Annotated in this window: 8 protein-coding genes; 5 read left to right on the top strand and 3 right to left on the bottom strand. The window is 72.2% G+C overall.

What is annotated here, in order from left to right; all coding sequences use genetic code 11:
- Positions 1-252 precede the first annotated feature (252 nt).
- Together pepN and P3T39_RS23915 are read left to right on the top strand one after the other, a co-directional pair.
- Positions 253-2,844 (top strand): aminopeptidase N, encoded by a 2,592-nt coding sequence (pepN, locus tag P3T39_RS23920; protein WP_280700847.1) that lies wholly within the window; start codon positions 253-255, stop codon positions 2,842-2,844.
- 405 nt (positions 2,845-3,249) lie between these two features.
- On the top strand, positions 3,250-3,567 hold the full coding sequence (locus tag P3T39_RS23915; protein WP_280700845.1) for a hypothetical protein: 318 nt from the start codon (positions 3,250-3,252) through the stop codon (positions 3,565-3,567).
- Positions 3,568-3,688: 121 nt separating this feature from the next.
- On the opposite strand, the gene P3T39_RS23910 is transcribed toward P3T39_RS23915, so the two are convergent.
- Together P3T39_RS23910 and malQ are read right to left on the bottom strand one after the other, a co-directional pair.
- Complete coding sequence (locus P3T39_RS23910) at positions 3,689-3,919, bottom strand: hypothetical protein (RefSeq protein WP_280700842.1); 231 nt, start codon at positions 3,917-3,919, stop codon at positions 3,689-3,691.
- 21 nt (positions 3,920-3,940) lie between these two features.
- The gene (gene malQ / locus P3T39_RS23905; RefSeq protein WP_280700840.1) at positions 3,941-6,055 is read right to left on the bottom strand and encodes a 4-alpha-glucanotransferase; all 2,115 of its coding nucleotides are present in this window, start codon (positions 6,053-6,055) and stop codon (positions 3,941-3,943) included.
- A gap of 424 nt (positions 6,056-6,479) precedes the next feature.
- On the opposite strand from malQ, the gene P3T39_RS23900 reads away from it, so the two are divergent.
- On the top strand, positions 6,480-10,340 hold the full coding sequence (locus tag P3T39_RS23900; RefSeq protein ID WP_280700838.1) for a beta-N-acetylglucosaminidase domain-containing protein: 3,861 nt from the start codon (positions 6,480-6,482) through the stop codon (positions 10,338-10,340).
- Positions 10,341-10,467: 127 nt separating this feature from the next.
- On the opposite strand, the gene P3T39_RS23895 is transcribed toward P3T39_RS23900, so the two are convergent.
- Positions 10,468-11,103, bottom strand: a complete 636-nt coding sequence (locus P3T39_RS23895; RefSeq protein ID WP_280700837.1) for an HNH endonuclease — start codon at positions 11,101-11,103, stop codon at positions 10,468-10,470.
- 321 nt (positions 11,104-11,424) lie between these two features.
- Here P3T39_RS23895 and P3T39_RS23890 point away from each other — a divergent pair, with 321 nt between their 5' ends.
- The gene (locus P3T39_RS23890; RefSeq protein WP_280700835.1) at positions 11,425-12,522 is read left to right on the top strand and encodes a mechanosensitive ion channel family protein; all 1,098 of its coding nucleotides are present in this window, start codon (positions 11,425-11,427) and stop codon (positions 12,520-12,522) included.
- A 213-nt stretch (positions 12,523-12,735) separates the two neighbouring features.
- Positions 12,736-13,941 (top strand): ROK family transcriptional regulator, encoded by a 1,206-nt coding sequence (locus P3T39_RS23885; RefSeq protein WP_280700833.1) that lies wholly within the window; start codon positions 12,736-12,738, stop codon positions 13,939-13,941.
- Positions 13,942-13,948: the final 7 nt, after the last annotated feature.

Raw genomic sequence — 13,948 nt, 5'->3', positions numbered from 1 at the left:
CGCGCCTTTGCGGCGGAGCTCCGTTGTGGCCTCGGAGGTCGTCACCCTCGGGTGCCGATCCCTCAACCAGCCATTCGTTTCAACTTCTGAACCCTATGCTCGGCCACCAGCCCGATGCCGCGTCAAGGCTGAACCCGGATCGTTGTGAAACCTCAGCTCAGCCTCCCTCCCTGCCAAGGAATATGCACACCGGCCGAGGGGTGCGGCATGGGAGGATGCCAGGCATCCATGCCTGACGAAGGAGTCCTGCGAGTGCCTGGCACCAACTTGACCCGTGAGGAGGCCCGTACCCGGGCCGAGCTTCTCCACGTGGACGCGTACGACATCGAGCTCGACCTGAGCTCGGCCCGCGAGGGCGGCACCTTCCGGTCCACCACCGTGGTCCGCTTCACCGCCACCACCCCCGGCGCCGGCAGCTTCATCGACCTGGTGGCTCCCGGCGTCACCGAGATCGTGCTGAACGGCCAGGCGCTGCCGCTGGAGAACTTCGCCGACAGCCGTATCTCGCTACCCGCCCTCGAAGCGGAGAACGAGCTGCGCGTCGTCGCCAACTGCGCCTACACCAACACCGGTGAGGGCCTGCACCGCTTCGTCGACCCGGTCGACGGCGAGACCTACCTCTACACCCAGTTCGAGGTACCCGACGCCCGCCGGGTCTTCGCCTCCTTCGAACAGCCCGATCTGAAGGCCGCCTTCAAGTTCACCGTGACCGCCCCCAAGGGCTGGGTCGTGGTCTCCAACTCCCCCACCCCGACCCCGGTGGGCGAAGGCGCCACCCAGGTCTGGCACTTCGAGCCGACCGGGCGGATCTCCTCCTACATCACCGCCCTGATCGCCGGCCCGTACGTGGGTGTCTTCGACGCCTACGAGAACGGCGGCCAGCACGTCCCGCTGGGCGTCTACTGCCGCCCCTCGCTGCGCGAGTTCCTGGACGCCGACAAGGTCTTCGCGGTCACCAAGCAGGGCTTCGACTACTTCCAGGAGAAGTTCGACTTCGCCTACCCCTTCCCCAAGTACGACCAGCTCTTCGTCCCGGAGTTCAACGCCGGTGCGATGGAGAACGCGGGTGCGGTCACCCTGCGCGACCAGTACGTCTTCCGCTCCAAGGTGACCGATGCGGCGTACGAGGCGCGGGCCGCGACGATCCTGCACGAGCTGGCCCACATGTGGTTCGGCGACCTGGTCACCATGGAGTGGTGGAACGACCTCTGGCTGAACGAGTCGTTCGCCACCTTCGCCGAGGCCGTCTGCCAGGCCGAGGCCCCCGGCTCCAAGTGGCCGAACTCCTGGACCACCTTCGCCAACCAGATGAAGACCTGGGCGTACCGGCAGGACCAGCTGCCCTCCACCCACCCGATCATGGCGGAGATCAACGACCTGGAGGACGTCCAGGTCAACTTCGACGGCATCACCTACGCCAAGGGCGCCTCGGTGCTCAAGCAGCTGGTCGCCTACGTCGGCCAGGACGCCTTCTTCAAGGGCGTCCAGGCGTACTTCAAGGCCCACGCCTGGGGCAACACCCGCCTCACCGACCTGCTCGGCGCCCTGGAGGACGCCAGCGGCCGCGACCTGAAGACCTGGTCGAAGGCCTGGCTGGAGACCGCGGGCATCAACGTGCTGCGCCCCGAGATCACCCTCAACACCGACGGCCAGATCGAGTCCTTCGCCGTCATCCAGGAGGCCCCCGCGCTGCCCGCGGGCGCCAAGGGCGAGGCAGTCCTGCGCCCGCACCGGATCGCCATCGGCGCGTACGAGCTGAAGGACGGCAGTCTGGTCCGGGTCGACCGGATCGAGCTGGACGTCGACGGCCCCCGCACCGAGGTTCCGCAGCTGGTCGGCGCCCACCGGCCCGCCGTGCTGCTGCTCAACGACGACGACCTCAGCTACGCCAAGATCCGCCTCGACGAGGACTCGCTGGCCGTGGTCACCGAGCACCTCGGCGGCTTCACCGACTCGCTGCCGCGCGCACTGTGCTGGGCCTCCGCCTGGGACATGACCCGCGACGGCGAGCTCGCCACCCGCGACTACCTCTCGCTGGCCCTCTCCGGCCTGGTCAGGGAGAGCGACATCGGCGTGGTCCAGTCGGTGCAGCGCCAGGTCCAGCTGGCCCTGAACGCCTACGCCGACCCGGCCTGGCGCGAGCAGGGCCTCGCCCGCTGGGCCGAGGCCGCCGAGCAGCAGCTGCGCACCGCCGCCCCCGGCAGCGACCACCAGCTGGCCTGGGCCCGCACCCTCGCCGCAGTCGCCCGGACTGACGGTCAACTCTCCCTGCTGGCAGGGCTGCTGGACGGCACTCAGACGCTGGACGGCCTGGCTGTCGACACCGAGCTGCGCTGGACCCTGCTGGGCCGCCTGGTCGCCGCCGGCCGTGCCGACGACAAGGCGATCGACGCCGAGCTGGTCCGCGACAACACCGCGGCCGGCCAGGAGCACGCCGCGAGCTGCCGCGCCTCGCGCCCGACCGCCCCCGCCAAGGCCGAGGCCTGGGCCTCGGTGGTGGAGTCCGACAAGCTCACCAACTACGTTCAGGATGCGGTGATCGGCGGCTTCCAGCAGGCCGACCAGCGTGAACTGCTCGCCCCGTACAGCGCGAAGTACTTCGCCGCGATCAAGGGCATCTGGGAGACCCGCAGCCACGAGATCTCCCAGCAGATCATCACCGGGCTCTACCCGTCCCTGCTGGTCGAGCAGGCCACCCTGGACGCCACCGACGCCTGGCTCGCCTCCGCCTCCCCCGCCCCGGCGCTGCGTCGCATGGTGGTCGAGGCCCGCGCCGGCATCGAGCGCGCACTGAAGGCCCAGGCCGCCGACCACGCGGCGGGCGCTCGGGCCCTGGGTCACTGATCCGTTCGGACACGTGACACAGCGTCGGCCGCCCGGAACCCCACAGGGGTTTCCGGGCGGCCGGCGTCGTTCGTACGGGCCGTCACCCATCCGATCCCGGGCGACTGTTTGGTCAACCTAATATTTCTCTTTTAACTTTTTTTATGTGCCCCATACCCCCCATTTGGCGTCGCGTCCCCCCCGAATGGGGGGTAAGTTCGAGTTGAGGGCGCAAGCCCCAACCGCGGCTTACATGGCGTCTGTTCCGGTCCGAAGGATGGTCAATTCCCGGCGGACTATGGATTATCCATGCCAAAAGCCGCTCGATGACCTTCGGAAAGGAGGTGTTCGACAATGAGCGCGATGCGTATGAAGCGGTCGCTGGCCGCTGTGGCGATTGGTCTGATGGCGGCAGGAGGTGCTGCCATGGCCACGGCCACCACAGCGTCGGCCGCGCCTGCTTACGGACACGATGGAGGCGGCGGGGGAGGCGACCGTGGTGGCGGAGGCGACCGCGGTGGCGGCGGTGGCGGCGGTGACCGCGGTGGCGGCGGCGACTTCGGTCGCGGTGGCGACTTCCGTGGCGGCGGTGACTTCGGTCGCGGTGGCGACTTCGGTCGCGGCGCCGACTTCCGTGGCGGCGGCGACTTCCGTGGCGACCACGGGGACCGCGGCGACCACGGCGACCGCTTCGGGTCGGCCAGCTGGTGGGACAACAGCGGCTACTGGAACAACTGCGATTGAGCCGGCCAGCCCTGACCGACAACATCCGACTCATACAGGCGCGGCCCCCGCGAGGGGGCCGCGTCGCACATGACCGAGCGCCGTCCGGCGGTCCCGGACGGCGCTCGATCAAGCGGTACTGCTACTTCTTCTTGCCCTTGCCGAGCGACGGAAGCATGACCAGCCCGGCGATGATCGCGAAGAGAACCAGCGGGGCCAGCACGAACAGGCCGAGGGTCTGGGCCACGCCCAGGGCGGAACCCGGGTCGTCGCCGTCGTCCCGGGTCAGAGCCATGGCGGGCGACGACATCAGCATCATCAGCGTGGCCGCTGCGGTGACCGCACCAGCGCGCAAAGCGTTCCTCTTGTCCACGTTCCCCAAGGTACCGGCCGCTTATCGGCCCTCGCTCGCCGGGGTGCGCCTTCCGAGCGCCGCCGCGATCCGGGCGGCTGCCGGGGCCACGGCCAGCCGGTCGAGGGTGACGGGCCGACCCGAGTGATCCGCAATCGGCAGGCGCCAGTTGGGGTACTGGTCCCAGGTGCCCGGCAGGTTCTGCGGGCGCGGATCGCCGACCGTGTCCGGCAGCCAGACGCCGACCAGTTCGGCCGGAGTCGCGAGCAGGAAGGCGTACAGCGCCTCGGGAGTGAGCCTCTCCCCCTCGGCGAGCAGGCCGAGCCGGACAAGTTCGGCGCGCCAGTCGGCCAGTTCGGCCGCAGCCTCGGCCTGCTCCTCGCCCAGCGAGCGGGTCAGCAGGCCGAGCCGGTGGCGCAGCTCGACGTGCTCACCGCTGAGGCGGGCGGCGGTGCTCGGCAGGTCGTGCGTGGTGAGGGTGGCCAGGCAGGCGGCGCGCCAGCGCTCGGGGGGCAGCACGGCGCCCTTCTCCTGCCAGTCCCGCTCGAACCACAGCACCGAGGTGCCGAGCACCCCGCGGGCCGACAGTTCCTCCCGCACCCCGGGCTCGACCGTCCCCAGGTCCTCGCCGATCACCTGGGCGCCCGCCCGGTGCGCCTCCAGGGCGAGCACCCCGAGCATCGCCTCCGCGTCGTAGCGGACGTACGCCCCCTGGGTCGGCGGGTGCCCGGCCGGCACCCACCAGAGCCGGAACAGGCCCATGACATGGTCGATCCGCAGCGCCCCCGCGTGCCGGGCCGAGGCCTGCAGCAGCTCCGCGTACGGCGCGTACCCGGCGGCGGCGAGCGCATCCGGACGCCAGGGCGGCAGTCCCCAGTCCTGGCCGTGCGGATTGAACGCGTCCGGCGGGGCGCCGACCGAGATGCCCTCGGCGAGTACGTCCTGCCACGCCCAGGCGTCGGCACCCTCGGGGTGCACACCGACCGCCAGGTCGTGGATCAGGCCGACCGGCATACCCGCCTGCTCCGCCGCCTGCTGGGCGGCCCCGAGCTGCTCGTCCACCAGCCAGGCCAGCCAGCGGTGGAACTCGATCCGCTGCGCACTCTCGGCCTTCGCCGCGGCGACCTGCCCGGCGCCCGGACGGCGCAGGCCCTTCGGCCAGCTGCGCCAGTCGCTGCCGTGCACGTCCGCCAGAGCGCACCAAGTCGCGTACTGCTCCAGCCACTCGCCCTCGCGGCGCACGAACGCCCGGTACGCCGCCTCCCGGCCCACTCCGCGCGGGACTTGGTGCAGGATCTCCAGCGCCTCGCGCTTGAGTGCCCAGACCGCGTCCCGGTCGATCAGCCCGTCGTGCAGCAGCACCTCCTCGCGCAACCTCCGTCCGCGGTCGGGCAGTTCACCGAGGTCGGCGTACGCGTACTCGGGGACGGCCTCGATCCGCAGGTGCACCGGGTCGGCGAAGCGGCGGGTGGAGGGGCGGTAGGGGGAAGGATCGGAGGGTGCGCCGGGACGTCCAGCGTGCAGGGGGTTGATCTGCAGAAAGCCCGCCCCGAGCGCGCTGCCCGACCAACTCGCCAGCTCGGCCAGATCGCCGAGGTCGCCCATCCCCCACGAGCGCTCCGACAGCACCGAGTACAGCTGCGCCAGGAAGCCCCAGCTGCGGCCCTTCGGCCCGGGCACCCGCTGCGGCGCGACGACCAGCGCCGCGCTCTCGCTCCGTCCCGACAGGCTCACCGTCAACCGGTGCCGCCCGAGCGGCAGATCGGCGGGCAGCCAGTGCGAACGCCCGGCCGGCAGCGTCCACACTCCGCCGTCCTCCAGCTCGACGCCGAGGCGCGCCCCGGCCGGCACGTCCAGCGCCGTCCGCTGCCCGGCCCGGACCGTCACACACGACGGGAGCAACCTTCCTGCCACCTCGGCACGGTGACGCTCCAACGCCTCCCGCACGGCCTCGGGCGTACCCGCATCCACCCCGAGCGCGGCCAGCACCGCCACCAGGGTGTGCGCCGCCACCGACACCGGACCACTGCCCGGGTCGTACGTACTGTCCACCCCGTGCGCATGCGCCAGCGCCACCAACTCCGGCGGCGGGGGCGGCGCGTCCTCTGCGGGGGCCTGCGGGCTGCCTGCTGCGGCACTGTCGAGATAAGCGGCCACTCTTGCACTCCTGCGGTCTAGGAGGCGGTACGGGACTCCCCAGTCCTACCCGCGCCCGCCCCGGCCGACCCCGTACGACACGACCCGCCCCACCTTCGGACGGGTGAACCTGCCCTACCCGCCCGCCAATCGGCCACACCGCCAGGTCGGGCCCATGACCGACCGGCCACCGAGAGCGGGGGACTTCGAACAGACGGCCGTCCGTCCGGGAGCGGTCCTGCCACGATCGAGCCGATCCACTCTGCCGGTTCGGGTGGCTACCATGTGGATCTAACGGACATATCATCTATACGCACCAGCCGCGTTGACACCGGAGCAGGTAGCTGGTGGGCTGTGCGGCGGGTGGGCTCAAGGGTGTTGCAGCCGGTCGGCGGGGTGACGGCCTGGCCGGTGAACTGGGGTTTTTCGGGTAGAGGAGGCTGCTGTGCAGGCGCGGGTTTCTGTGTTCGCGGGGCGGCGGCTGAGGCAGCAGATCGAGCACAGTGCGGCTCTGCGCGAGGTGTTGCAGCATCCGGCGGCGCTGGCCGCGCGCCGGGCGACGGCGCGGACGGCGCGACAGCTCGCGCCGAAGGCGGCCGACCGGCTGATCGCGGACCTCAAGGGCACGGAGCCGCTGCTGGCCGCCGTGCGTGCCGAGCGCCGGACCGTCGGCGGCGCTGTCCGGCCCGAGGGACACCGCCGTACCGCACTGCAGATCGCGGCCACGCTCTCGGCCGCCGCCGTGGTGGGCGGCCTGCTGGCCGGTTCGCCCAGCTATGCCGCGCCGGCGACGGACCAGACGCAGAGTCAGCAGGACCAGGCGGGGCAGGCGCAGGGGCAGGCTCAGGGCCAGACCGCCGCCGGTGGCGCCCAGCAGGACGGGATCGGCATCCTGGCCGATCCGCAGATCTACCCCCGTCCGCAGGAGCTGCGCAGCTCCGGACGGGCCGTCAGCATTCCGAGGACCGTCTATCTCGCCGTCGCCGCCGACACGGACGGCGCCGCCCTGGATGCCGTCCGGGAGGTGCTGACCGCGGGCGGGGCAAGCGACATCGTGGCCCAGGAGCCGCAGACGCCGGCCCCCGGTTCCCTGGTGGTGTACGTCGGCGGGCCCGGCGAGGGCGCGGGCGGTGCGGCCGACCGGGCGCTGCGCGACCTCGCGACCGCGACCGGCGGCAAGGACGCCATCGCCCCCTCCTTCGACGGACTCCCGCCCGGCGGCTATCTGCTGACGTCCGGCCAGCTGCCGACCAGCGGCGGGGCGTACGGCGCGGTGGTGCTCGCCGGGGTGGACAGGACCGGTACGTTCAACGCCGCGCAGAGCCTGCGCCAGCTGCTCTGCGACGTCCCGGCGGGACAGGGCCAGGGCGACGGCACCAAGGGCTTCCCCGGTATGAGCGTCCGGGACTGGCCGAGCGGGGCACCCGTGCGCGGCATCGCCGAGTCCTTCTACGGCACCCCGTGGACCACCGACCAGCGCCTGAGCCAGCTGGACTTCCTCGGCCGCTCCAAGCAGAACTTCTACCTCTACGCCCCCGGCGGCGACCCGTACCGCCTCTCCCGCTGGCGCGAGGCGTACCCCGAGGAGCAGGCCGCCGGGCTGCGGCAGCTGGCCGACCGGGCCCGGCGCAACCATGTCACGCTGGGCTACTCGATCGACCCGGGACAGTCGTTCTGCTTCAGCTCCGACCGGGACGTGGACGCGCTGGTGGCCAAGCTGGACGGACTGCGCGAGATCGGCTTCGGCGCCTTCCAGCTGCAGTTCCTGGATGTCAGCTACGACGAGTGGCACTGCACGGTGGACCGGAAGAACTTCGGCAAGGGGCCGGCCGCCGCCGCCAAGGCGCAGGCCCAGGTGGTCGCCAAGGTGCAGGACCGCCTGATGGCCGGGCACCCGGAGCTCGCGCCGCTGTCGATCGTCCCGACCGAGTACCAGCGCTCGGGTACCAGCCCGTACCGGACGGCGCTGGCGGCCGAGCTGCCGCAGGGCGTACAGATCGCGTGGAGCGGCGGCGCGGTGATCCCGGCGAAGATCACCGATGCCCAGACCGCCGACGCGGTCGGCCAGTTGGACGGTCATCCGCTGATGACGCTGGACAGCTACCCGGTCAACGACTCCACCCCGGACCGGCTCTACCTCGGCAGCTACTCCGGGCGCGACCCCGGCGTGGCGAGCAGGTCGGCCGTCCTGCTCACGACCGCGATGAGCCAGTCCGTGGCCTCCCGCATCCCGCTGGCGACCGCCGCCGACTTCGCCTGGAACCCCGCCGGGTACCGTCCCGCCGACTCCTGGCGGGCCGCGCTGCGCCCGCTGGTGGGTGACAGCGCGGGGCTGGCCGCTCTCACCGCGCTGGCGGGCAACAGCGAGTCCTCCCCGCTGGCCAGGACCGAGTCCGGCTATCTGACACCGCTGCTCGACCGGTTCTGGGCAGCGCTGGAGCCGAGCGGCGGCAGCACGCCCGACCTCGCCAAGCTGCGCGAAGCAGCGGCCCCCGTACGGGACGCCTTCACCACCATGGCGGGCTCCCAGCACGCCCTCGCCCTGGACGCGGTCGCCACCGACGCCGCACCCTGGCTGGCCCGGCTGAGCACCTACGGCCGGGCCGGGCAGGCTGCCGTGGACATGCTGCTGGCGCAGCGCGGCGGGGACGGTTCGGCCGCCTGGCAGGCCCGGGTCCAGCTGCGGCAGCTGCGCGATCAGCTGACCTCGGGCGGGGCGACGGTCGGCGCGGGCGTCCTCGACCCCTTCCTGGACCGGGCGGTGCGGTCGGCGGACAACTGGTCGGGCGTGAGCTCGGGCGCGCTGACCCCGACCACCACGCTGGGTACCGCGTACGACCACGGTCCCGCGCTGATGACGGACGGTGCGGCGGACACCTTCTACTGGAGCTCGGCCCCGCCGCAGACCGGCGACTCGGTCGGGGTGAACCTCGGTGCGGGCCGCCCGCTGGGCCAGGTCACCGTGCTGATGGGCTCCTGGGGCGACGGCCCGGACGCGCAGAGCGCCACCGACGACTACCTGCGCGACGGGGTACTGGAGTACTCGACCGGCGAGGGCGGCTGGAAGCAGCTGGCCAAGGTGCACAACCAGAAGACCGTCACCGTCACGCCACCGGCCGGGACGGTCGCCAAGGCCGTCCGGCTGCGGGCCACGGCCGGGCAGAAGACGGCGATCGCGGTGCGCGAGTTCACCGTGGCGGCGCCGGGCGACACCCCGGCGACCGTCACCGGCGGGCCGGCCGCCGCACCCGGCTCCTCGCCGTCGGCCGTACTGGACGGCAACCCCGACTCCGCCTTCCGGGCGGCAAGCGCCCCGACGGCCTCCGACGCCCCGCTCACCATCGAACTGGGCGTGGCCCGTCCGATGGACCGGGTGACGGTGCTGACCGACCCGACCGTACGGGCCACCGCCACCGTCGAGGTCCGGCGGGCGGGCGGCTGGGCGGCGATCGGCACCGCGCAGCCCGGCTACAACGAACTGCCGGCCGGCGGCCAGAGCGCCGACGCGATCCGGCTGACCTGGGCGCCCGGCGGCGAGGCGCCCGTGGTGAACCAGATCATCCCCTGGTACACCGACGTCCCGGCGGCCCGGCTGAGCCTGGCCGACAGCGCGCTCGACGTGGTCGCGGGCGCGGCAGCGCCGGTGCAGACCCGCGCGGTGGTGGAGGCGGGTCTCCCGGAGGGCACCACCGGCGAGCTCAAGAGCGAGGTTCCGGAGGCGGCGAAGGGGCTGACCGTGACTCCGGCGGCGGCGCTCAACGTACCGCGCGGGGGCAAGGTGGGCACGCCGCTGCTGGTGGCGGCGGCCAAGGACACGCCGTCGGGGACGTACCAGGTGCCGGTGACCTACACGGCGGGACAGGTGACGGTCCGCCAGGTGCTCCAGGTGCGCGTGGTGCCGACGACCGCCGGGCCCGACCTGGCACCCACCGGCATGGCGAGCTCCTCGGGCGACGAGACGGCGGCCTTCCCGGCGTCCGCGGTCAACGACGGCGACCCGAAGACCCGCTGGTCCTCGCCCGTGCAGGACGATGCCTGGGTGCAGCTGGCGCTGCCGCAGCCGGTCCGCCTCGGTTCTGCCGTGCTGCACTGGCAGGACGCGTACGCCTCCGCCTACAAGGTCCAGACCTCGCCGGACGGGGTCACCTGGACGACCGTCGCCTCGGTGGACGACGGCAAGGGCGGCACCGAGACGGTCCGCTTCGACGCGCCCGGCACCCGCTTCCTGCGTGTCCAGGGCGTCTCCAGGGCGACCAAGTACGGCTACTCGCTGTACGGGATCGAGATCTATGCGGTCGCCCCCTGAGCAGGCTGCACCCCGAGGGGTGCGACTTGCGCTACGGGGGGAAACGGCGGGCCGCCGGCGCTCCCGCTCGGGGTGCGTCGGCGGCCCATGAGGCGTACCGGAGATCTGACGGGCAAGCCCTTGTCGGTCAGGCGGAGAGTGGTTCCGGCTTGGGATGCTCACCGCAGGGGACGGGATGGACGGAGTGGGAGCGGCCCAGTGGCGCCGGGAGTGCTCCGCTCGACTCGGTATGGTCATGGTGCTCGTACTCGCGGAACTGTTCGATCCCGCCGTACGGCTCCAGGTAGGGCCGCCAGCGCGGATCCCTGATCCCGGTGCCGATGACGCGCCAGGCCAGGCCGCTGGGCGGGGCCGGGGTGCGCTTCATCCGCCAGCCGAGTTCGGTGAGGTGGCGGTCGGCCTTGGTGTGGTTGCAGCGGCGGCAGGCCGCCACTACGTTGTCCCAGCGGTGCTGGCCGCCCCGGCTGCGCGGGATGACGTGGTCGACGCTGGTGGCGGCGGCGCCGCAGTAGACGCAGCGCCCGTGATCGCGGGCGAACAGGGCGCGGCGGGTGAGGGGGACCGGCCCTCGGAACGGGACTCGGACGAACCGGGTCAGTCGGACGACGGACGGCGCCGTGACGGCGCTGGTGGCGCTGTGCAGAGTGACTCCAGAGTCCTCCAGGCTGACTGCCTTGTGGTTGAGGACCAGGATGAGTGCGCGGCGCATGGAGACGACGCCGAGCGGCTCGTAGGACGCGTTGAGGACCAGGACATGCGGCACGGATGCCTCCTTGGACGCCTGCGGCGCGTGGCTCGCGCCGGGACGAGCGGGTGATCGCGCCGTTTTCTGCAACGCGATCTCCACCAGTGTCGCCTTACGCCGTGGCAGGGCGCCACCACTCCTGTGTAACGGACCTGATGTGGGCTCCGTCATAGCCGGTATGCCCTGCCGGGCCCTGATGCATCGCAGGGCCCCGCGCCCGAGCTGCACCGGCGCGCGCGGGGGGCGCCGACGGGACGCTGACGGGGCGTCCGTCCGGGTGTCGGACGACGGCTACGCTGGATCCGATCCACCGTCCCCTCCCGGAAAGAGGCTTCGCAAGTGTTCCGGTCCGGTACCACCGGCCTTCTCGCCGATGCGGCCCCCTCACCCGATCCGCTGCCCAAACTCGACCTCAGGCTTCCGACCAGCGCGGGCGAGGTGTCGACCAGCACCAGGCAGGCGGCGAGCTGGCTGGATGCCAACTGGCAGAGCTGGGTCGAGGGCGCGCTGCGGATCGTCTTCATCGTGCTGCTGGCGATGGTGCTGCGGGCGGTGGTGCGCAAACTGATCACGCAGTTGATAACGCGGATGACCCGGCACTCGGAGCACGAGGCCGAGTTCGGCCGGCTCGGCGGCCTGCTGGCCAACAGCGGCGTGGTGAACACCGAACGCCGTCAGCAGCGCTCCGAGGCGATCGGCTCGGTGCTGCGCAGCGTCGCCTCGTTCAGCATTCTGGGTACGGCGGCACTGATGGTGCTGTCAGCCCTGGGGGTGAACCTGGCTCCGCTGCTGGCCAGCGCCGGTGTCGCCGGTGTCGCGATCGGTTTCGGCGCGCGGAACCTGGTGACCGACTTCCTCTCCGGGGTCTTCATGATCATGGAGGACCAGTACGGCGTCGGGGACGAGATCGACACCGGGGTGGCGACCGGCACCGTGCTGGAGGTCGGGCTGCGGGTGACCAAGCTGCGCGGCGGCAACGGCGAGATCTGGTACATCCGCAATGGCGAGGTGAAGCGGATCGCCAATATGAGCCAGGGCTGGAGCACCGCCTCGGTGGACGTCCAGGTCGCCTACCGGGAGGACCTGGAGCGGGTCGAGTCGCTGATCCACGAGACCGCCGAGCAGCTGGGCAAGGAAGAACCGTACGACGAGCTGGTCTGGGGCCGGGTCAAGGTGCTCGGGGTGGAGTCGGTGGCCTCGGACTCGGTGGTGCTGCGGGTCGAGGCCAGGACCACGCCGGGCGAGTCGGCGAAGGTCGGCCGGGCGCTGCGGCAGCGGCTGAAGACCGCCTTCGACGAGGCCGGGGTGCGGCTGAAGGAGGAGCCGGCGCCGGTGGTGGCCGTCCCGGCCGTGGAGTCGGCCGCGCCCTCGGCGCTGGCGGACCCGAGTTCGGCCCGCTCGCTGGCCGCCAAGCCGATCCCGTTGCAGACCGACTGACCTCTTGTTCGGCAGGAGCCCCGTTCACCTGGTGGTGAGCGGGGCTCTTCGCACATCCGGTAACGCTTCGGCATCCACCGCCCGCCCGGTCATTGACACCCTCCGGCGGCGGGACCTACGGTCCTACTCAGCGATTGGAAACTTTCCTAACAGTTCAGTGCTTTCGGGTGCCTGCGCGGCATGGACCGCCCCGGACGGAGGAGGATCGGACACGTGAACGACAAGATCCCCACTCCCGGGCTGAAGCAGATCCCGCTGACCGGAACCCCGAGCCTGCTGCGTGCCATCAACGACCGGGCCGCCCTGGAGCTGCTGCTGGCGCACGGCCCGCTCTCCCGCACCCAGATCGGCGGCCTGACCGGCCTCTCCAAGCCCACTGCTTCGCAGCTGCTGGCCCGGCTGGAGTCCGCCGGCCTTGTCCAGGCGGTGGGCACCACGGCCGGGGGCCCCGGGCCCAACGCGCAGCTGTACCGGGTCAACCCGGCCGTCGGGTACGTCGCCGGTCTGGATGTGGACACCGGCCGGGTACGGGTCGCCGTCGCCGACATCACCGGTGCCGTCCTCGCCGAGCACACCGTGCCCACCAAGGGCTGGCCCGCCGCCGCGACGGTGGCGCGGACCGCCGAGGCCGTCGCCGAGACCGTCCGGCAGGCCGGGCTCCCCGCCGACAGCCTGCGCGAGATCGTGATCGGTGTGCCCGGTGCGCTCGACCCCGTCACCGGCAAGCTCCGCTACGCCTCGCACCTGCCCGGCTGGCACTCCCCCCGGCTGCTGGCAGAGCTGGAGGGGGCCCTCGGCACGGCGGTGAGCATCGAGAACGACGTCAATCTGGCCGCCGTCGCCGAGCAGGCGATCGGCGCCGCCCAGGGCTGCGAGAACTTCGTCCTGCTCTGGGCCGCCGAGGGCGTCGGTGCCGCCATCATGATCGCCGGTCAGCTGCACCGGGGATTCACCGGCGGCGCGGGCGAGGTCGGCTATATGACGGTGCCCGGTGCCCCCGTGGTCCACAACGTCCGCCGGAGGAATTCCGGCGGCTTCCAGGAGCTGGTCGGCGAGGAGGCGGTGCTGGAGCTCGCGTCCGAGCACGGCCTGAGCGCACCGGCCGCCGAGCAGGCGATCGAACTCGCGCTGGGGACGCCCGGCGAAGGCGATCACTTCCTGGAGACGCTGGCAGAGCGGCTGGCCGTCGGTCTGTCCGTGATCGTCTCGGTCGTCGACCCAGAGCTGCTGGTGCTGTCCGGCCGTACTCCGACGGCGGGCGGCGAACGGCTGCGCGAGCTCGTCCAGGAGGCACTGACCCGGGTCTCCATCCCCCGCCCCGAGGTGCGCTGCAGCACCGTGCCCGACTCCCCCGTCGTGCACGGCGCCCTGCACCGCGCCCTGGCCGCCGCCCGGGCAGCAGCCTTCACGACCCACTGACCTCCCG

The organism is Kitasatospora sp. GP82, assembly GCF_029892105.1.
Lineage (GTDB): Bacteria > Actinomycetota > Actinomycetes > Streptomycetales > Streptomycetaceae > Kitasatospora.
Note: the sequence above shows the minus strand (reverse complement) of the source record. Positions and strands in the feature narration are given on the sequence as shown.

Coding starts and splice junctions, on each gene's coding strand:
- P3T39_RS23915 (WP_280700845.1), top strand. CDS start 3,250: ATGGCCACGGCCACCACAGCGTCGGCCGCGCCTGCTTACGGACACGAT.